This is a genomic window from Streptomyces sp. NPDC025784 (genome assembly GCF_055558435.1).
Genome location: NZ_JBVHMN010000003.1, coordinates 20,675 through 39,470, shown reverse-complemented (window position 1 = coordinate 39,470; position 18,796 = coordinate 20,675). Strand labels below are relative to the sequence as shown.

General features: G+C 71.5%; 14 protein-coding genes, 5 tRNA genes and 1 riboswitch. Of the genes, 10 read left to right on the top strand and 9 right to left on the bottom strand.

The window, feature by feature from the left end; all coding sequences use genetic code 11:
• Window positions 1-13: 13 nt before the first annotated feature.
• The 5 genes from ACZ4IF_RS09680 to ACZ4IF_RS09660 all read right to left on the bottom strand — a co-directional run bounded on the left by ACZ4IF_RS09680 (window position 14) and on the right by ACZ4IF_RS09660 (window position 3,671).
• Window positions 14-1,642, bottom strand: coding sequence for a hypothetical protein (locus tag ACZ4IF_RS09680; protein ID WP_467561196.1), 1,629 nt, complete (start codon window positions 1,640-1,642; stop codon window positions 14-16).
• A gap of 70 nt (window positions 1,643-1,712) precedes the next feature.
• Window positions 1,713-1,786 (bottom strand) — tRNA-Phe (locus tag ACZ4IF_RS09675).
• 24 nt (window positions 1,787-1,810) lie between these two features.
• Window positions 1,811-1,885, bottom strand: a tRNA-Asp gene (locus tag ACZ4IF_RS09670).
• 49 nt (window positions 1,886-1,934) lie between these two features.
• A tRNA-Glu gene (locus ACZ4IF_RS09665) sits at window positions 1,935-2,007 on the bottom strand.
• An 80-nt stretch (window positions 2,008-2,087) separates the two neighbouring features.
• Window positions 2,088-3,671, bottom strand: a complete 1,584-nt coding sequence (locus ACZ4IF_RS09660) for a metallophosphoesterase family protein (protein ID WP_467561194.1) — start codon at window positions 3,669-3,671, stop codon at window positions 2,088-2,090.
• Window positions 3,672-3,872: 201 nt separating this feature from the next.
• Here ACZ4IF_RS09660 and ACZ4IF_RS09655 point away from each other — a divergent pair, with 201 nt between their 5' ends.
• The 5 genes from ACZ4IF_RS09655 to ACZ4IF_RS09635 all read left to right on the top strand — a co-directional run bounded on the left by ACZ4IF_RS09655 (window position 3,873) and on the right by ACZ4IF_RS09635 (window position 9,121).
• Window positions 3,873-4,223: a metallopeptidase family protein gene (locus ACZ4IF_RS09655; RefSeq protein ID WP_028804536.1), complete on the top strand. Its 351-nt coding sequence runs from the start codon at window positions 3,873-3,875 to the stop codon at window positions 4,221-4,223.
• Between the two features lie 105 nt (window positions 4,224-4,328).
• Complete coding sequence (locus ACZ4IF_RS09650; RefSeq protein ID WP_467561192.1) at window positions 4,329-4,850, top strand: hypothetical protein; 522 nt, start codon at window positions 4,329-4,331, stop codon at window positions 4,848-4,850.
• Between the two features lie 245 nt (window positions 4,851-5,095).
• Window positions 5,096-7,123: a DEAD/DEAH box helicase gene (locus ACZ4IF_RS09645; protein ID WP_467561190.1), complete on the top strand. Its 2,028-nt coding sequence runs from the start codon at window positions 5,096-5,098 to the stop codon at window positions 7,121-7,123.
• A gap of 268 nt (window positions 7,124-7,391) precedes the next feature.
• Complete coding sequence (locus tag ACZ4IF_RS09640; protein ID WP_467561188.1) at window positions 7,392-8,927, top strand: amino acid permease; 1,536 nt, start codon at window positions 7,392-7,394, stop codon at window positions 8,925-8,927.
• A gap of 121 nt (window positions 8,928-9,048) precedes the next feature.
• Window positions 9,049-9,121 (top strand) — tRNA-Lys (locus tag ACZ4IF_RS09635).
• Between the two features lie 72 nt (window positions 9,122-9,193).
• Here ACZ4IF_RS09635 and ACZ4IF_RS09630 read toward each other — a convergent pair.
• Together ACZ4IF_RS09630 and ACZ4IF_RS09625 are read right to left on the bottom strand one after the other, a co-directional pair.
• Entirely contained in the window at window positions 9,194-9,820 is a 627-nt protein-coding gene (locus ACZ4IF_RS09630) for a GTP cyclohydrolase II (RefSeq protein ID WP_467561186.1), read from the bottom strand.
• 197 nt (window positions 9,821-10,017) lie between these two features.
• The gene (locus ACZ4IF_RS09625) at window positions 10,018-10,521 is read right to left on the bottom strand and encodes a MarR family winged helix-turn-helix transcriptional regulator (protein ID WP_359494769.1); all 504 of its coding nucleotides are present in this window, start codon (window positions 10,519-10,521) and stop codon (window positions 10,018-10,020) included.
• A 102-nt stretch (window positions 10,522-10,623) separates the two neighbouring features.
• On the opposite strand from ACZ4IF_RS09625, the gene ACZ4IF_RS09620 reads away from it, so the two are divergent.
• The 5 genes from ACZ4IF_RS09620 to ACZ4IF_RS09600 all read left to right on the top strand — a co-directional run bounded on the left by ACZ4IF_RS09620 (window position 10,624) and on the right by ACZ4IF_RS09600 (window position 16,315).
• The gene (locus ACZ4IF_RS09620; protein WP_467561184.1) at window positions 10,624-11,769 is read left to right on the top strand and encodes a dihydrofolate reductase family protein; all 1,146 of its coding nucleotides are present in this window, start codon (window positions 10,624-10,626) and stop codon (window positions 11,767-11,769) included.
• Between the two features lie 88 nt (window positions 11,770-11,857).
• Window positions 11,858-11,931 (top strand) — tRNA-Met (locus ACZ4IF_RS09615).
• A gap of 181 nt (window positions 11,932-12,112) precedes the next feature.
• Window positions 12,113-13,318: a PP2C family protein-serine/threonine phosphatase gene (locus ACZ4IF_RS09610; protein WP_467561182.1), complete on the top strand. Its 1,206-nt coding sequence runs from the start codon at window positions 12,113-12,115 to the stop codon at window positions 13,316-13,318.
• Between the two features lie 233 nt (window positions 13,319-13,551).
• A riboswitch (cyclic di-AMP (ydaO/yuaA leader) is annotated at window positions 13,552-13,706 on the top strand.
• 11 nt (window positions 13,707-13,717) lie between these two features.
• Window positions 13,718-14,755 carry a M23 family metallopeptidase gene (locus tag ACZ4IF_RS09605; RefSeq protein WP_359494761.1) on the top strand — a complete coding sequence of 346 codons (1,038 nt, stop codon included), beginning with the start codon at window positions 13,718-13,720 and terminating at the stop codon, window positions 14,753-14,755.
• A 615-nt stretch (window positions 14,756-15,370) separates the two neighbouring features.
• Window positions 15,371-16,315, top strand: coding sequence for an aldo/keto reductase (locus tag ACZ4IF_RS09600; protein WP_467561180.1), 945 nt, complete (start codon window positions 15,371-15,373; stop codon window positions 16,313-16,315).
• Window positions 16,316-16,361: 46 nt separating this feature from the next.
• Here ACZ4IF_RS09600 and ACZ4IF_RS09595 read toward each other — a convergent pair whose 3' ends face one another.
• Together ACZ4IF_RS09595 and trmB are read right to left on the bottom strand one after the other, a co-directional pair.
• Complete coding sequence (locus ACZ4IF_RS09595) at window positions 16,362-17,747, bottom strand: PrsW family intramembrane metalloprotease (protein WP_467561178.1); 1,386 nt, start codon at window positions 17,745-17,747, stop codon at window positions 16,362-16,364.
• A 115-nt stretch (window positions 17,748-17,862) separates the two neighbouring features.
• Complete coding sequence (gene trmB / locus ACZ4IF_RS09590; RefSeq protein WP_467561176.1) at window positions 17,863-18,708, bottom strand: tRNA (guanosine(46)-N7)-methyltransferase TrmB; 846 nt, start codon at window positions 18,706-18,708, stop codon at window positions 17,863-17,865.
• Between the last annotated feature and the right edge of the window lie 88 nt (window positions 18,709-18,796).

The following is an 18,796-nucleotide window of genomic DNA, read 5'->3' as shown; positions in this document are numbered from 1 at the left end:
GTCCGCGCGGGTGTCATCGCACGTCGACGTAGTCCTCCCGGCCCTCGCCCACGAAGTGCTTGCTGTCGGGATACAGGAAGACGGGTACCCAGGTGCCGTCCTGCTGGGCCTTGAAGCCCTTGCTGAAGGACCCGCTCGATGTCGTGGTGACGGTGGACATCAGGTACCAGGTCGTCCTGCCCTTGGGCCGGAAGAGGATCTGCACCTTCTTGGCGCCGTACGCCTTCCAGGTGGTGGTGCCGGCCGCGCGCGACTGGAGCACGCCCTTGACGGTGATCGTCCGGCCCTTGGTGACGGGCTCGGGGGACGCGTTGGCGTCCTTGATCCGGGTGAGGGCGCGGTACCTGTGCAGGCTGTTGCTGACCCCGCCCTTGATGTCCTTGGTGGTGGTGCCGGCGTAGCGCAGCCGCCAGTAGCCGTCCGTGTAGCCGGGCAGTTTCTCGACGACGAACTGCGAGCCGTCGGTGGTCTGCACCGTCTTCTTGGTGCTCCAGCCGGTGCTGCCGTTGGGCGAGTACTGGATGTCGACGGCGATCTTGTCGTTGCCCTCCCGCCCGACGAGGTCGACGACGCCGGTCACGTCCAGCCGCGCGTACTCGTCCAGCCGTGCCGTGAACTCGCTGAACTTCGTCGTGGCGGTGGCCGCGACGGTGACGTCGGCGGTCGCGGTGCGCTGGATGAAGGGGTTGTACGGGTACGGCGGGAAGCCGACCTCGTAGATCACCTTGCTGCCGTACGCGTACTCCGTGAAGGAGAAGCGGCCGTTCGCGTCGGTGGTCGACTGGACGGGGCTGCAGGTGGTGCAGTCCTTGTAGTCCATCTCCAGCGGGATGCCGGACAGCGGCTTCCACTCCGTGCCGCTCTGGTACTGGAGCGTGCCGGTGACGGTGAACTTGTCGTTCGCGGTGACGTGGAAGCTGCTCTTGTCGAGGACGAACCGGGTCGGCGCGGCCTTCGGCCTCACATCGACCCAGGGACTCGCGGCGAAGCCGAGGCCGCCGTTGTACTGGGCGAAGGTCCAGCCGCCCTCCGTCACGACGTGGGAGGCGGAGAAGTGGCCGGCGTCGTCCGTGACGGCGGTCGCCTCGTCGTTCCCGTCGAACGTGAGGTCCACGGTGGCGCCGGGCAGCGGCACCGTCTCACGGGTGCTGGGGTCGCGGACGACCATGTCGCCGGTGGCCGTGACCGTCCTGTGCTCGATGTCCGGTTCGGTCGGTGTGACCGAGTAACCGGTGATCACGGGCTGCTTCGCGTAGTGCAGCGTGCCGGCGTCCTGCCGGACGGTGGTCTCGCCCGAGGAGTTCGTGGCCTCGATGTCGACCGTGTAGTCGCCCAGGGTGTCCAGATGGATGGGCTGGGAGGCCCACGTGCCGTCCCACGGGCTGTAGTCGTACTTGTGCGTGAAGTCGGTGATCGTGGCCACGGGCACGTCCGACTGGCTGCTGCCGACCGGGCGGAGCCTCGCTGTGATCTTGTCGATCGAGCCGCTGTAGTTCAGGCGCACGTCGAGCACCGACCAGTCGGCCTGGTCGCTGTACGCGTTCGTGATGTTCGGCCCTGCGGCGTGGGCCGTGCCAGGTACGGCGAAGGTGCCGACCAGGACGGCACCGGCCGTCACCAGTCCTCTGGCGATATGTCTCAAGAAACCCCCCTAAGGTCCCAGGAGCGACGAAAACCCCCTCCGGTGCACCCGGAGAGGGTTTTCGTTCTTGTGGCTGGGGCCGGGGTCGAACCGGCGACCTATCGCTTTTCAGGCGATCGCTCGTACCAACTGAGCTACCCAGCCACGAGGCTTCCGTGGAAACCTCAGCGGTCCTGACGGGATTTGAACCCGCGGCCTCCACCTTGACAGGGTGGCGAGCACTCCAAACTGCTCCACAGGACCAAGCTGTTGTGTGCGAACAGGCGAACCTAGTGTCGCACACCGTCTTGCGTGCCCCCAACGGGATTCGAACCCGTGCTACCGCCTTGAAAGGGCGGCGTCCTAGGCCGCTAGACGATGAGGGCTATCGGCCCGCCTGCGCGCTTCTCAGCGCGTCGGGGACGTGAGAAGCATATGGGATGGCGGGAGGTATCGCCAAAACGGTTTACGGGGCGCTCGGAGAGGGCGTGCGGGAGGGGGTCTGCGTCGGTGTGGCGCCGGGCTGGTTCTCCTTCGGGAGATGGCGGCTGACCTCGGCCGTCGTCAGGCCCAGCCCGCCCAGCTCGATCTCGTCCCAGGCCTGCAGGCGCCGGGTGTCGCGGTCCAGATAGAGGACCGACGCCTCGATGGGGTCCGGGTACTTGCCCTCCACGGCGCGCAGGCCGCTGCCGCCCGTCGACCCCTCGACGCGCAGACGGGTGCCGTACTTCATGACCTCCATCTCCTCGTGGTGCAGATGGCCCGACAGGACGAGGGGCACGTCGCCGTCCGTCTCGCGCGCCGCGGACGGTTCGTGGACGACGGCGACGTCCACGGGCGTGCCCGCCGCCCGCTGGTCGCGCAGGGCCGAGGCGAGCCGCGCGCCCGCGAGCTCCTCCGCGGCACCGCCGCCGGGCTCGACGGAACGGTCCGGGGTGAACTGGGGGTCGCCGATGCCGGCGAACCGCACGCCCGCCACCGTGACCGCCCGGCCGTCGTCCAGGACGTGCACGTTCTTCATCCGCTTCAGATAGCGCTGGGTGACGCGGGAGTCGTGGTTGCCCCGGACCCAGACGTACGGGGCACCGAGGTCGGCGACGGGGTCGAGGAAGCCGTTCTCGGCGGCCGTGCCGTGGTCCATGGTGTCGCCGGAGTCGACGATCACGTTGATGGAGTACTGCTTCACCAGCGAGGCGACGATCTTCCAGCTCGCCGGGTTGAGGTGGATGTCGGAGACGTGCAGCACACGGATCGTCGTCGGGTCGGGCTCGTACGCGGGAAGGGTGGACGTGACGTCGTACAGCTTGGTCACGTTCGTCACCAGGCGGGCCAACTCCTTCTGGTAGACGTCGAATTCGCTGACGATGCTGCGTGCGTTGCCGACCAGGGAGGGGGCCGAGGAGAGCAGTCCGGAGAACCTCGGCTCCAGGACCGAGTTCGGGTTCCAGGTCGCGAAGGCGGTCGCGCCGGAGGCGGCCAGCAGGGTGAGCGCGAGCCCGCCCGCGGCGAGAGCGCGGCGCGGGCGGCGGTAGACGGCGAGGCCGAGGGCCGTGGCGCCGGACACGACGGCGATGCACGACCGCACGGCGACGTCGAGGGTGCCGTGCTCGACGTCGCGGGCGACCTCGTCCTGGAGGCCGGAGAGCCGTTCCGGGTGGTCGACCAGGGCCTGCGAGCGGACCGGGTCGAGCTGGTCCACATCCACGTCGAGGCGGATCGGGGCCTGGTGGCTGCGCAGCTCCAGCGCGCCGAGCGGAGACACGTTGATCTTGGTGCCGCCGGTGAGAGAGGGGCGCAGGGTCATCGTGGTGTTCATGGGGCCGACCGGCACGCGGACGTTGCCGACGACCAGCAGTCCCAGCCAGGCGCCCAGGAGGACGACGCAGAGCAGGCCGAGCGCGCGGGTCCAGGGGCGCGGCTGGGGGTCGAGGTCGACCGCCGTGAGGGTCCGGGGCGGGCGGTGGCGGCGGGTCAGGGCGCGGGGCACCGTGCGTACGCCGTTTCGTACGCGGTGCACGGTGGCGGTCACGGCAGCGGGGACGCGGGCCATTGGTCCCGTATGCCCAGGTGTGCGGGCGGGTATGCGGGCGCGGCCCTCCGGCGTACGGGCCGTCGCCCGCCGACTCCCGCCGCGCGTGCACCGTCGGCCCGCGCGTGCCCTCGTCGGCGCCCCCGTGGGGCGTCGTCGCGAGCTCTCGCGTGCGGGCGTCGCCGGCTCTCGTACGGCGGTGTCGTGCCGGACAATGGCCGTGTGCTGGAGATGACGCGCGAGGAGTTCGAGGAACTGGTCGCCGAGGCGTTGGACCGGATCCCCCCGGAACTGACCCGGCTGATGGACAACGTGGCGGTGTTCGTCGAGGACGAACCGCCCGCCGACGATCCCGAGCTGCTCGGTCTGTACGAGGGGACTCCGCTGACGGACCGTGGGGAGTGGTACGCGGGCGTGCTCCCCGACCGGATCACGATCTACCGGGGTCCGACGCTGCGGATGTGCGACACCCGCGAGGACGTCGTCGCCGAGACCGAGGTGACCGTGGTGCACGAAGTGGCGCACCACTTCGGGATCGACGACGCCCGGCTGCACGCGCTCGGCTACGGGTGACGGCGGCCGGTTCCGCCGGGCCGGCCCGCCGGGGCGCGTGTCCTCTTGCGGGCGGCGGGAGTTGGGCAGGGGGACTCCCGTACCCGCCCTCGGAGGTGGCTGCCCGTGCGTGCCAAGTACGTACCCGTCCGACTGGCCGTCACGGTCCTGGCCGCAGCCGCGGCGGCCGGCTGCATGAACGTCGGTGACGACGGGCAGCAGCCGGGGCCCTCGCACTCGGCGGGACAGCACGGCGGACAGGCCCCCGGCGGCGCCGGCGCGGTGAACGGAGGCGGCGCAGGCTCCCACGGGGGCAAGGGGGCGAAGGGGGGTTCCCGCGCGGCGAAGCCCGGCGAGTCCGCATCCGGCGAGGAGTCCGCGTCGGCGTCGCCCTCCAAGGGCGGGAAGGCTTCCGCCAAGGGCACGGACAAGGGCGGCAAGGGGTCCTCCACGGTGCCCGAGCCGCCGCCGGGGCAGCCGACCCCCACGCAGACGACCGCCGAGCCGACACCTCCCCCGCCCCCGCCGGAGACACCGCCGCCGGCCACCGATCCCGGCACGGCGGAGCCGTCGTCCTCGGCGCACGAGCAGCAGGCCGCGCAGCTCGTGGAGCGGGAGCCGGCACCCGAGGCGGGGGCGCCGGCCTGACCGGCGCGCGGGCCGCGACACCCCGCGGACGCCGCTGACCTGCTTCTTCGGGTTCGGTTTGCCTTCAGGGGTGGTGGGTGCGTATGGTGGTAGATCGTTTGATCCCATTTGCCCGGCGCCATTGCAGAGAGCGCCGCGTTGGCGCGTACTCTCCCTTGCCGTGGCCGGACCGCATTGAGGCGGTCGATTGCGACTTCACGGAGTTTGGGCGCGTGCCGTAGAACTCCGGAAGGTTCGCATTTCGCATGTCCGTTTCCAGTACTGATCACGTCGTCGTGCCCGAGAACAACGAGAACGAGGGCACCGAGGCCGTCGAGAGCACGCAGAGCGCCCCCGAGATCACCTTCGGTGACCTGGGTCTGCCCGAGGGTGTCGTCCGCAAGCTCGCGCAGAACGGCGTGACCACCCCCTTCCCGATCCAGGCCGCGACCATCCCGGACGCCCTGGCCGGCAAGGACATCCTCGGCCGTGGCCGCACCGGCTCCGGCAAGACCCTCTCCTTCGGCCTGCCGACCCTGGCCCGTCTCGCCGACGGCCGTACCGAGAAGAAGAAGCCGCGCGCCGTCATCCTCACGCCGACCCGTGAGCTCGCGATGCAGGTCGCCGACGCGCTCCAGCCCTACGGCGACGTCCTCGGCCTGAAGATGAAGGTCGTCTGCGGCGGTACGTCGATGGGCAACCAGATCTACGCCCTGGAGCGCGGCGTCGACATCCTCGTCGCCACCCCGGGCCGACTGCGCGACATCATCAACCGCGGCGCCTGCTCCCTGGAGAACGTCGAGGTCGCCGTCCTCGACGAGGCCGACCAGATGTCCGACCTGGGCTTCCTGCCCGAGGTCACCGAGCTGCTCGACCAGGTCCCGGCCGGCGGCCAGCGCATGCTGTTCTCGGCCACCATGGAGAACGAGATCTCCACGCTGGTCAAGCGCTACCTGGTCGACCCGGTCTCGCACGAGGTCGACGCCGCCCAGGGCGCGGTGACGACCATGTCGCACCACATCCTCATCGTGAAGCCCAAGGACAAGGCGCCGGTCACCGCCGCGATCGCCTCCCGCAAGGGCCGCACGATCATCTTCGTCCGCACCCAGCTGGGCGCCGACCGCATCGCCGAGCAGCTGCGCGAGGCCGGCGTGAAGGCCGACGCGCTGCACGGCGGCATGACGCAGGGCGCGCGCACCCGCACGCTGGCCGACTTCAAGGACGGCTACGTCAACGCGCTCGTCGCGACCGACGTCGCCGCGCGCGGCATCCACGTCGACGGCATCGACCTGGTGCTGAACGTGGACCCGGCCGGCGACCACAAGGACTACCTGCACCGCTCCGGCCGTACCGCCCGCGCGGGCCGCTCCGGCACCGTCGTGTCGCTGTCCCTGCCGCACCAGCGCCGGCAGATCTTCCGGCTGATGGAGGACGCGGGCGTCGACGCCTCGCGCCACATCATCAACTCCGGTACGGCCTTCGAGCCCGAGGTCGCCGAGATCACCGGCGCCCGCTCGATGACCGAGGTCCAGGCCGAGTCCGCGGGCAACGCCGCACAGCAGGCCGAGCGTGAGGTCTCGCACCTCACCAAGCAGCTGGAGCGTGCGACGCGCCGTGCGGCCGAGCTGCGCGAGGAGGCCGACCGTCTGGTCGCCCGTGCCGCGCGCGAGCGGGGCGACGACCCGGAGGCCGCCGTCGCCGCGGCGGCCGAGGCCGCCGAGCAGGCCGTCGTGGCGGAGGAGCCCGCGGAGGCTGCCGTCGCCGAGCAGCCCGCCTACGAGCAGCCGCGTCAGCGCCGCGACGAGCGGGGCAACTACGAGCGCCGTGACGACCGGGGCGGCTTCAACCGCGACCGTCGCGACGACCGCCGTGACGACCGTGGTGGCCGTTCCTTCGAGCGTCGTGACGACCGTGGCGGCTTCCGCCGGGACAACGACCGTGGTGGCCGTTCCTTCGAGCGTCGTGACGACCGTGGCGGCTTCAACCGTGACGACCGCGGTGGCTTCAACCGCGACCGCCGTGACGACCGTGGTGGCCGTTCCTTCGAGCGTCGTGACGACCGTGGCGGCTTCAACCGTGACGACCGCGGTGGCTTCAACCGCGACCGCCGCGACGAGCGCGGTGGCCACCGTGGCAGCGACCGCCCCTTCAACCGCGACCGTCAGGGCGACCGCCCCTCCGGCGGCTTCCGCTCCGGCAGCCACGACCGCCCGTACGGCCGTCGTGACGACCACCGCGGCACCGGCTCCTTCGGCCGCCGCGACGAGAAGCCGCGCTGGAAGCGCAACGGCTGACGCCCGCTGAAGCAGTGAACTGACGTGGCCCCCACCCGAGTCGGGTGGGGGCCACGTCGTCGTTCGGGCGAACGGGAGCCGCACAGACGTCCTCCCGTTCGCCCGAGAACACGGGACGGGAACGGCACGCCGTACCGCAACGACGGCAAGGGGAACGGTTCCTTCGGCTCGCGGGTGAAGATCACCGGCGGATGGCAGGGCTACTAGGGCCTCTTTTGGCCAACCGATGGGCGCATGTCATGCCCCCGGCAAGGGAATCGCTGGGGGCATGAAAGATGACGCCATCGCGAGTGGGCTGTCGGACGAAGAACGGCTTGCCCAGCTCGGCTACACGCAGGTTCTCGCCCGCCGCATGTCGGCGTTCTCCAACTACGCGGTCTCCTTCACCATCATCTCGGTCCTGTCGGGCTGTCTGACGCTGTATCTGTTCGGCATGAACACCGGCGGCCCCGCCGTGATCACCTGGGGCTGGGTGGCGGTCGGACTGATGACGCTGTTCGTCGGGCTGGCGATGGCCGAGATCTGTTCGGCCTATCCGACCTCGGCCGGGCTGTACTTCTGGGCGCACCGGCTCGCCCCGGAGCGCAGCGCGGCGGCCTGGGCGTGGTTCACCGGATGGTTCAACGTCCTCGGCCAGGTGGCGGTGACCGCCGGCATCGACTTCGGCGCGGCCTCCTTCCTGGGGGCCTATCTGAACCTCCAGTTCGACTTCGAGGTGACCCCGGGCCGCACCGTCGTCCTGTTCGCCGGGATCCTGGTGCTGCACGGCCTGCTGAACACCTTCGGGGTCCGGATCGTCGCCCTGCTCAACAGCATCAGCGTGTGGTGGCACGTGCTGGGCGTGGCGGTCATCGTGGGCGCGCTCGCCTTCGTGCCGGACCACCACCAGTCGACGTCCTTCGTGTTCACGGAGTTCGTCAACAACACGGGCTGGGGCAGTGGGGTGTACGTCGTCCTCATCGGCCTGCTGATGGCCCAGTACACGTTCACCGGGTACGACGCGTCCGCCCACATGACGGAGGAGACCCACGACGCGTCCACGGCGGGCCCCAAGGGCATCGTGCGGTCCATCTGGACGTCGTGGATCGCCGGCTTCGTCCTGCTGCTGGGCTTCACGTACGCCATCCAGTCCTACGACGCGGAACTGAACTCGGCGACGGGCGCGCCTCCTGCCCAGATCCTGCTCGACGCGCTGGGCGCGACGGCGGGCAAGCTGCTCCTGCTCGTCGTGATCGGCGCGCAGCTGTTCTGCGGGATGGCGTCGGTGACGGCCAACAGCCGTATGATCTACGCCTTTTCGCGGGACGGCGCGCTGCCGTTCTCCCATGTGTGGCACACCGTGAACCCGCGGACGCGGACGCCGGTGGCGGCGGTGTGGCTGGCCGCGATGGGAGCGCTGGTGCTCGGCCTGCCGTACCTGATCAACTACACGGCCTATGCGGCGGTGACCTCGATCGCCGTCATCGGACTGTACGTCGCGTACGTCATCCCGACGCTGCTGCGGGTGCGCAAGGGCGACGCCTTCGAGCGCGGCCCCTGGCACCTGGGCCGCTGGTCCCGCCTCGTGGGCGTGGTCGCGGTCTCCTGGGTCGTGGTGATCACGGTGCTGTTCATGCTGCCGCAGGTCTCGCCCGTCACCTGGGAGACCTTCAACTACGCCCCGGTGGCGGTGCTCGTGGTCCTCGGGTTCGCGGCGACCTGGTGGCTGGCCTCGGCCCGCCACTGGTTCCTCAATCCCGACCACGAACGGACGATCGCCCGCGAGGCGGCGCGCAGGGGTGCGCCCGAACCGGTCGATCCGTGACCTAGCGCGCTTTTGGCGTGGCCGGTGCGCCGATACCCGATCGGAGTCCCGGCCACGTCCGGCTATGCTCGGGGATGCATCGGCGCGGGCCGGTGCGGCGCGTCGGCATCGGCCGGTGCGTGGACCCTTAGCTCAATTGGCAGAGCAGTGGACTTTTAATCCATTGGTTGTGGGTTCGAGTCCCACAGGGTCTACCGCGCACGGCGCCCCACCCGGTCTCGGGTGGGGCGCCGTCGTCGTCCGTGCGGGCGCCGCGGGGCGGGGCGTCAGCCCGCCGTCAGTTCCGGCAGCGGCAGCGTGTGCTGGGTCTGGAGGACCTTGGCACGCAGGTAGCGGACGTTGTGCGTGGTGGTGAAGACGCCCGTCGGGACACGCCGGGCGACCGTGATGCCGAGGTCGCGGAGCTGGTCGGCCTTGTCCGGGTTGTTGGAGAGCAGGTCCACGGAGTCGATGCCGAGGGCCCGGAGCATCTGGGCGGCGGCCGTGTAGTCGCGGCCGTCCTCGGGCAGCCCGAGCGCGGCGTTGGCGGCGTACGTGTCGAGGCCCTGGTCCTGGAGGGCGTACGCGTCGAGCTTGTTGTAGAGGCCGATCCCGCGGCCTTCCTGACGGAGGTACAGGAGCACGCCGCCACGGTCCGCGATCCGTTCCACCGCCTCGCGCAGCTGCGGGCCGCAGTCGCAGCGGGCCGAGCCGAAGACGTCGCCGGTCAGGCACTCGGAGTGCAGCCGCACCAGCGGGTCGGGCCCGGGCTCGCCGAGCACGACCGCCAGGTGCTCCCGCTCGTCGGCGAGGCCGTGGAAGGTGACCAGCTCCGCGTCGACCGAGTAGCCGTCACCGAAGCGCAGCGGTACGCGGACGCGGGTGCGCACCGTGGCGGTGGGGTAGTCGCGCATGTTGTCTCTCCGTCCAGCGGGTTCGTTCGAGACGGTGCTTCAGATTTGAAGCAAGCCCTCGGAGGGAGACACTACATGATGCTTTAAAGTTCAAGCAATGCGTTTCGCGTCGCCTGTTGCCCGGTGTGCCGTGCGGCGCGGTCCGAGGCCGGCGGCGACTCGCGTGCCCCTCGGTCCGCGCGTCTCGCGCGCGGACCTCACGAAGAACGCCGCCGCCAGGGCAGATCTTCCCCGCAGGTCCCGGCCTGTTCGCCCTGGATCGCCCGCGTGATGGCCCCGCAGATCTCCTCCAGCTGGCCGACCTGCTCCGGGGTGAGATGGTCGAAGAGCGCCGCCCGTACCGTCTCCACGTGTCCCGGCGCCGTCCGCTCCAGGACGGCCATGCCCTCATCGGTGAGGGCCGCCACGTGGCCGCGCTTGTCGGTGGGGCAGCCCTCGCGGCGCACCGTCCCGTCGTTCTCCAGCCGTGTCACCGCGTACGTCAGCCGGCTGCGGGTGATCTTCAGGATCTCGGCCAGCTCGGTCATGCGCAGCCGCCGGTCCGGCGCCTCGGAGAGCATGGCGAGGATGGAGTAGTAAAGGTGCGGCATGCCCGCCTCCGCCTGGAGCCGGCGGTCGATCGTGTCCTCCAGGAGCGAGGAGGCGGAGACGTACGAGCGCCAGGCGCGCTGTTCGGCGGGGGAGAGCCAGCGGGTCGTCATGCTGCCAGTCTAGGTATTGTTTAAAAGTTGAACCACTGAGCCAGTCGGGCCGGGCCGCCGCGAGCCGGTTCGAACCGCCGAGAGCCGGAGGGTGCGTCTCCCATGCCCCATCCCTACGTCCTGCTGTCCGCCGCCGTCTCCCTCGACGGCTTCCTGGACGACACCGGCCCCGAGCGGCTGCTGCTCTCGGGAGCGGCCGACTTCGACCGCGTCGACGAGGTGCGGGCGTCCAGCGACGCGATCCTCGTCGGAGCCGGCACGATCCGCGCGGACAACCCGCGGCTCCTGGTCAACTCGGCCGAGCGCCGCGCCGCACGCGTCGCCGCGGGACGCCCGGAGTACCCGCTGAAGGTCACCGTCAGCGGCTCCGGCGACCTCGACCCGGCGGCGCAGTTCTGGCACACCGGCGGCGAGAAGGCCGTCTACACGACGGACAAGGGGGCGGGCCGGGCGGCCGAGGCCCTGCGCGGACTCGACCACCTCGGCATCGACATCGTCTCCACCGGCCCCGAGCTCGACTGGCGCGCGCTGCTGGAGCACCTGCACGACATCCGGGGGGTGCGCCGCCTCATGGTCGAGGGGGGCGGGCGGGTCCACACCCAGCTGATGCGGGAAGGGCTCGCGGACGAGCTGCAACTCGCCGTCGCACCGCTCTTCGTGGGCCAGCCGGACGCGCCGCGGCTGTTCGGCCCGGGCGCCTATCCCCCCGGGCGGATGCGCCTGGTGGAGACGCGGGCCGTCGGAGACGTCGTCCTCATCCGGTACGTCCCCACGGCGCCGGGCACCGGGGAGCTCGCCGGTGCCGCGGACCGGCAGTGGCTGGCCCTCGCCTGCGAGCTGGCCGCGCAGTGCCCGCCCTCGCAGACGGCGTTCAGCGTGGGCGCGGTGGTGGTCGCGGCCGACGGCACCGAGCTGGCCCGCGGTCACTCCCGGGAGGGCGACGACCCGGTCGTGCACGCCGAGGAGGCCGCGCTGGCCAAGATCGACCCCGCCGACCCCCGGCTGGCCTCCGCCACCGTGTACAGCAGCCTGGAGCCGTGCGCCCGACGCGCCTCCCGGCCGGCCCCCTGCGCCCGGCTGATCCTCGACGCCGGGGTGCGGCGCGTGGTGACAGCGTGGCGCGAGCCCGACACGTTCGTCGCGGAGGCCGACGGGAGCGGGCTGCTCGCCGCCGCGGGCGTCCACGTCGTCGAACTGCCGGAGTTCGAGGAGCGGGCGAAGGCGCCCAACCGGCACCTGCTCGGGTAGCCCCCGGCCCCGCGCGACACGCCGGGCGGGGGCGCGGGGAAACGTGTGTGCTTCGGGTCCCGCGGATGGCGTACACTGGTTTCACCGACGCGGGGTGGAGCAGCTCGGTAGCTCGCTGGGCTCATAACCCAGAGGTCGCAGGTTCAAATCCTGTCCCCGCTACTGAAACAAGGGCCGGACTCGGAATGACGAGTCCGGCCCTTGGTCTTTCCCCGACCCCTTCCCGCTCGTCGGCCCGCGTCCTTGTCCCGCGCCCCGGGCGGCGGCCGGGCACGACCTCGCGCATTCCCCCGGTCGGTCCACACCGGTCGCTGCCCGCCCCCGTGCCGGGAAATCTGGACGGGTGGGGCGACCAGGAAGCGAGCGGCCGGCGGCCACGGGCCCGTACGACCGGTCCGGTGGACGGCTGCCGGGCGACGCCGTGCCCGACCCCGGCCTCGGGGACACCCGGCGGTCCCGCCCGGCGGGCGCCGGGGAGCGTGGGGTCTCCTCCGTGCGGACCTTCGTCCGGGTGCTGCCCGCGCTGCTCGTCGTCGCCGGGGTCCTCTACGACTACCTGACCCCGAGGGAGTTCACCGCCGCCCCGTTCTTCACCGCCGCCCCGCTGGTGGCCGCGCCGCTCTACACGCTGCTGAGCACGGCGCTCACCGGCCTGCTGGCCGTCGTCGCCGTCCTCGCGGTCCACCTCAGGCTCGGGATCGTCATACACGTCGACGCGGTCACGGAAGTCGTCACCGTGGCGACCGCCGCCGGCCTGGCCGCGCTCATCAACGTCCTCGTGCGCCGCAGCGACGAACGGCTCGCCTCGGTCCGGGAGGTCTCCGAGTCCGCGCAGCGCGCGGTGCTGCCGGAACCGGCCGAGCGGATCGGCGGCCTGGAGGTCGCCGCACGCTACGAGGCGGCGCAGGCCGACGCGTTCATCGGCGGCGACCTTTACGCGGTGCAGGACTCGTCGCACGGCGTACGTCTGGTCGTGGGCGACGTACGCGGCAAGGGCATGGGCGCCGTGGCCGCCGTCGCCGTCGTGATCGGCGCCTTCCGGGAGGCGGCCGAGCAGGAGGCGACCCTGGAGGCGGTCGCCGGCCGTCTCGAACGGGCGCTGGCGCGCGAGGGCACCCGACGGGAGGGCCTCGACGCCTTCGAGGGCTTCACCACGGCCGTGCTCGCGGAGGTCCCGCACGGCGAATGTGCCGTGCGGATCCTCAACCGCGGCCATCCGCCGCCCCTGCTGCTGCACGCCGACGGCACGCTCGTCACGCTCGACGGCGGGCCGCCGGCACTGCCGCTCGGGATGGGCGAGCTGGGCAGCTGGCCCGATCGCGCGGTGTGCGAGAAGTTCCCGCACGGGGCGACGCTGCTCCTCTACACCGACGGTCTGTCCGAGGCGCGCGACGGGCGTGGGGAGTTCTACGACCCGGCGGCGCGTCTCGCCGGACGCGTATTCCCCGGTCCCGACGCCCTGTTGACCGTCCTGGCCGAGGAGGTCCGGCGGCACGCGGGAGGCGGCACGACGGACGACATGGCGCTGCTCGCCGTACGGCGTCCTTGATCGTTGTCACCGGGGGTGACCGGACCGTACCCCTCCGCATAACGACTGACACACCATCAGGAGAAGGTGTGTTTACGAGGTGCGGTCAACTCGCCCGGTTTCCGGCGGTGGTGCCCCCAAAGTCCAGGCCAAAAGCGTTAACGATCAATCCGAACGGCTTGGAATCCGGGGTCCGCGTCTATTAACGTTCGATAACGCAGCGCGGTCGTCCCAGCCGTCACAAGAGGCGGCTCCGTGCGCACGCGCCGAATCCCGCAAGGGAGCCGGGGAACCACCAACTTGGGGTGAATCGGGCGTTCTTCGCGGTCATATCCGTGAGGGACGCGCGTAGGAGACCTTCCTGCTCCGAACCCGTCAGCTAACCCGGTAGGCGAGAAGGAAGGAAAGGAGCGCGCCCACGTGGCGTCCAACCGGCCTGCCCAGCCAACCTCGTTCGCGCCGGACGAAACCCAGTCCATCGGCTACGCGTACGGCAACGACGAGGGCCCCTGGGAGGAGTGGAATCCCACCGCGGATTCCGTCCGACCCGTCCGCGGCCGGCACCGCGTCAGCAAGCAGCGCGGTGGAGGACTCGCCCGCAGCTCCACCGTCCTCGGTGTCGGTGTCATAGCCGCCGTCGGCGCGGGTGGCATGGCCACCGCGGCGCCCGGCAAGCCGCCGGTCTCGATCTCGCTGCCCGACCTCTCCTCGGTCACCCAGTCCGCCAAGGCCCTGATCTCCGACGGCGAATCCAGCGCGCCCAAGGGCTCCAGCACCCCGCTCACCACCGCCGGACTGACCAGCGCGGACGCCGCGCAGGGCAGCGCCGACGCCGGTGAGGCGCTGCGTGCCCGCATCATGCAGCAGGCCGAGTCGCAGCAGGACCAGGTCGACAGCGCGGCCCAGAAGGCCGCCGAGACCGCCGCCGCGAAGCAGGCCGCCGAGACCGCCGCCAAGCAGCAGGACGCCGCCGAGGCCAAGGCCGCCGCCGCCAAGAAGAAGGCGGAGGAGGAAGCCAAGGCCAAGGCCGAGGCGGAGCGCCTCGCCGAGCTCGCCAAGAGCTACTCGCTGCCCACCTCCTCGTACACGCTGACCTCCACCTTCGGTGAGGCCGGCTCCATGTGGTCCTCCGGCTACCACACCGGCCTCGACTTCGCGGCGCCCACCGGGACGCTCATCAAGGCGATCCACGGCGGCACCATCACGGAGGCCGGCTGGGCCGGCGCGTACGGCTACCGCACGGTCCTCACCCTCGACGACGGCACGGAGCTGTGGTTCTGCCACCAGTCGTCGATCAGTGTCACCGCCGGGCAGAAGGTCACCACGGGCGAAGTGATCGGGCGCGTGGGTGCGACGGGCAATGTCACCGGACCGCACCTGCACCTGGAAGTGCACCCCGGCGGGGGCGACTCCATCGACCCGATGGCGTGGCTGCGGGGCAAGGGCCTCAACCCCTGAGCCGACCGTCTCCACCCTTGCGCCGAGGCGCTCCGGCCCCGGGCTGAGGGTTTCCCCACCCGTGCCGAGGGATCCGATCCCCGGCTGAGGTGCTCCACCCTTGCGCCGGGGACCTCCCTTGGCTGAGGTGCTCCACCCTTGCGCCGGGGATCTCCCTTGGCTGAGGTGCTCCACCCTTGCGCCGGGGATCTCCCTTGGCTGAGGTGCTCCGCCCTTGCGCCGGGGACCTCCCTTGGCTGAGGTGCTCCACCCTTGCGCCGGGGACCTCCCCTGGCCGAGGGTCTCCGCCCTTGCGCCGGGGATCTCCCCTGGCCGAGGGTCTCCGCCCTTGCGCCGGGGATCTCCCCTGGCCGAGGGTCTCCACCCGACCCAGGGCCGCGCGCCCCGGGTCCACGGGTTTCATCCCGAGCCGGGGGGCCGGCCCCGCTGCGAGGGACTCCGCTCCTGAGGCACGACCGCACTTCCTCCGCCGAGGCGGCGCCACCTCCTCCGCGGCATCGGTCTCCGGCGGTCCTGACGACAACCCCCCGACGTCAGGGCTGCCGGTCGGGTGCGTTCGGGTGTCCTCGGATGCATGCGGAATACACCCATCCGGTACGGGTGTTGGGGCGAGGTATGACACCTCTCCGCAAGCTCGGTCCGTCCGACCTCGAGGTCTTCCCGCTCGCCCTCGGGGGCAACGTCTTCGGCTGGACCGCCGACGAAGCACACTCCTTCGCCGTCCTCGACGCGTACACCGCCGCCGGCGGCAACTTCATCGACACCGCCGACTCCTACTCGGCGTGGGCCGACGGCAACGAGGGCGGCGAGTCAGAGACCCTCATCGGCAAGTGGCTGAGGAAGCGCGGCAACCGCGCCGACGTCGTCCTCGCCACCAAGGTCAGCCAGCACCCCCGGTACCCGGGCCTGTCCGGCGCCAACATCAAGGCGGCGGCCGACGCGTCCCTGCGCCGCCTCGGCACCGACTGCATCGACCTCTACTACACGCACTTCGACAAGCCGGAGGTGCCGGTCGAGGAGATCATCGGCGCGCTCGACGAACTGGTGCGGGCGGGCAAGGTGCGGCACATCGCCGCGTCCAACATCTCCCCCGAGCGGCTCCGCGAGTCCCTGGAGTTCTCCGACCGCGAGGGCCTCGCGCGCTATGTCGCCCTGCAGCCCCACTACAACCTCGTCTCACGCGACACGTACGAAGGGCCCCTGCACGACGTCGCCTCCCACGCCGGCCTCGCCGCCGTCCCGTACTTCGCCCTCGCGTCCGGCTTCCTCACGGGCAAGTACCGCCCGGGCGCGAGCGTCGACTCGGCCCGCGCCGCAGGGGCGGGCAAGCACCTCGGCACCGAACGCGGCATCCGCGTCCTGGCCGCCCTCGACGAGGTCGCCGAGGCGCACGGCGCACCGGTCGCCACGGTCGCCCTGGCCTGGCTGGCCGCCCAGCCGACGGTCGCGGCCCCCATCGCCTCCGCCCGCACGGCCGAACAGCTCCCGGCGCTGCTGGGCGTGGCGGACCTGGTCCTCACGGAAGAGGAGCTGGCGAAGCTGACGAAGGCGTCCGCCTGACGCCGACGGCGGCCCGACGAAGGCGTCCGCCTGACGGGAGCAGCCGTCAGGTGCGGTAGGGGTTGTGGGCGGGGTACGGGGCCACCGGGCCGTACGGGTTCCCGTGCGGCGGTCCCTGCGGTTGCTCCGCGGGCTGTGGGTACGCCCAGGCGTACCCGTAGCCGTACCCGCTTGCGTGGGCGGGCCACGGCGGTGCCGGAATGCGCGGCGCGACCGCCCGCGCCGCGTACGCCAGGGCGGGTCGGGCGATCTCCCTGCGCCGCCACAGCTCGTCGAGCAACTCCCGCTCCCGCACGACGAAGTCGGCGCCGGCACGGCCGCGGCGGCCCCGGTGACGCAGGAACGCGAGCGACGTCGCGTACGCCTCGTACTCCGCGACCGAGCGCGCCGCGGCCTTCCCGCCGTGATGCCCCGCGTACTCGCGGGCGAGCCGCCGCGCCCGCATGGAGCCGAGCACATGGGGCTCGACCGGGGTCAGCCAGCCGGCCACGGCGTACGCCGGAAGCTCCGTGCGCACGGTGCGCAGTTCACGCTGCCGTGTCCAGACGACCAGCCAGGTCAGCAGGCCGAACGCGGGCACCATGAACGCGGCGTACACCGCGAAGAACCCGTACTCCCCGAACGTCGAGGAGCCGTTCCAGACGGAGTGCATGCCCATGGCGAGCAGCAGTCCGCCGAAGGGCAGCAGCACGCGGCGCAGATGCTGGCGTTCCGCGGACAGCGCCGCGACGCCGAAACCGATGCCGGTCAGCACGGTGAACAGCGGATGCGCGAACGGTGACATGACCACGCGGACGAAGAAGGTCGCGGCGGTGAGGGAGGCGAGCCCCCGCTCCCCGCTGAGCTGGTCGGTTCCGAACGCGGTGCCGAGGTAGAGGATGTTCTCGGTGAACGCGAAGCCGGTGGCCGTGATCCCGGCTATGACGACCCCGTCGACGATCCCGGTGAAGTCCCGTCTGCGGAAGAGGAAGACCAGCAGCACGGCCGCCGCCTTCGCGGATTCCTCGACGATCGGCGCTATGACGGTCGCGCCGAGCGTGTCGGCGCTCGACGGGTCCGCGGTCGACGTCGCTATCCATCTGGTCGCGAAACTGTTGGCGACGATCGCTATGAGCGCGGCGGCGCAGGCGCCCCAGGCGAACGAGAAGATCAGATTCCGCCAGGGGCCCGGTTCGACACGGTCCAGCCAGCGGAACGCGGCGACGAGGAGCGGTACGGGGAACACGGCGAGACCGAGACCGACCAGAAAGCCCTCGGTGCCGGTCTGCTCACGGACGAGCGCCAGGATCACGAGCCCCGACATCGCGAGCAGGGTGATCAGCGCGCCGTACCGGACCCATCGGCGCTGCCACCAGTGCGCGTGCCGCAGCCCACCGCCGGCGGGACCGCCGGGGTGCGTCGGGTACGTCGGGTACGGAGGGCAGGTGGCCACGGCATCGACCCTAACGAGGGAGGGGCGCAGCCCGCGACGGTGCCTCGTGCTGCCCGGGGCACCCGCGCGGACACCGAAGGGACGCCCGGGTGGCTCCCGGGGCCTCAGCGGCCCTTCAGCCGTCGGCGGACTGCTGGTCCGGGTGTTCTTCGAGGTGCTGTACGCGCCGGAAGAGAAGGTCGTTCACCACATGACCCTTGTCCAGTCCCTGGCCCTCGAAACGGGTCAGCGGCCGGAAGGCGGGACGTGGCGCGTAACCGCCGTCGGGCCGGGTGTTCTCGAAGTCGGGGTGCGCGCTCAGCACTTCGAGCATCTGCTCGGCGTAGGGCTCCCAGTCGGTGGCGCAGTGCACGAGGGCGCCCGGCTTGAGGCGGGTCGCCACCAGGCTGAGGAACTCGGGCTGGATCAGCCGCCGCTTGTGGTGCCGCTTCTTGGGCCAGGGGTCGGGGAAGTACACCCGCAGACCGCTCAGGGACTCCGGCCGGAGCATCTCCCTGAGCAGGATGATCGCGTCGCCGTTGGCCACGCGCACATTGGACAGGCCGTTGCGGTCGGCGAGATTGAGCAGGTTGCCCTGGCCCGGCGTGTGCACGTCGACCGCGAGGATCCCGGTCTTCGGGTCCTCGGCCGCCATCTGCGCGGTGGCCTCGCCCATCCCGAAGCCGATCTCCAGCACGACGGGACAGTCGCTCCCGAACAGCTCGGCCAGATCGATCGTCCGCTGCCCGTCGATGTCCAGACCCCACTTGGGCCACAGCCGCTGGAGCGCGTCCGCCTGCCCGGCCGTCACCCGGCTGCGACGCGGCTGGAAGCTCCGGATGCGCCGCTCGAAGTGCGACCCGGCGGGGTCGGCCTTCGGGCCGTCGGGGAACCGGGGCTCGCCCTTCGCACGGGTATGCCGCAGCGAGCCGGCGTCGGTGGCCGGCCCGGCCTCTTCGGGGGAGTCAAGGAAGTCAGACACAGTGGTGTCGATTTTACGGGGGTGTGCGGGGTGGGGGATCCGGGTCCGGGACGAGGTCCCCCTGGGGCTGGGGCTGGGGCTGGGGCTG

Coding starts and splice junctions, on each gene's coding strand:
- ACZ4IF_RS09620 (WP_467561184.1), top strand. CDS start 10,624: ATGCCCCATCCCTACGTCCTGCTGTCCGCCGCCGTCTCCCTCGACGGC.
- ACZ4IF_RS09600 (WP_467561180.1), top strand. CDS start 15,371: ATGACACCTCTCCGCAAGCTCGGTCCGTCCGACCTCGAGGTCTTCCCG.
- ACZ4IF_RS09625 (WP_359494769.1), bottom strand. CDS start 10,521: ATGACGACCCGCTGGCTCTCCCCCGCCGAACAGCGCGCCTGGCGCTCG.
- ACZ4IF_RS09660 (WP_467561194.1), bottom strand. CDS start 3,671: ATGGCCCGCGTCCCCGCTGCCGTGACCGCCACCGTGCACCGCGTACGA.
- ACZ4IF_RS09630 (WP_467561186.1), bottom strand. CDS start 9,820: ATGCGCGACTACCCCACCGCCACGGTGCGCACCCGCGTCCGCGTACCG.
- ACZ4IF_RS09645 (WP_467561190.1), top strand. CDS start 5,096: ATGTCCGTTTCCAGTACTGATCACGTCGTCGTGCCCGAGAACAACGAG.
- ACZ4IF_RS09640 (WP_467561188.1), top strand. CDS start 7,392: ATGAAAGATGACGCCATCGCGAGTGGGCTGTCGGACGAAGAACGGCTT.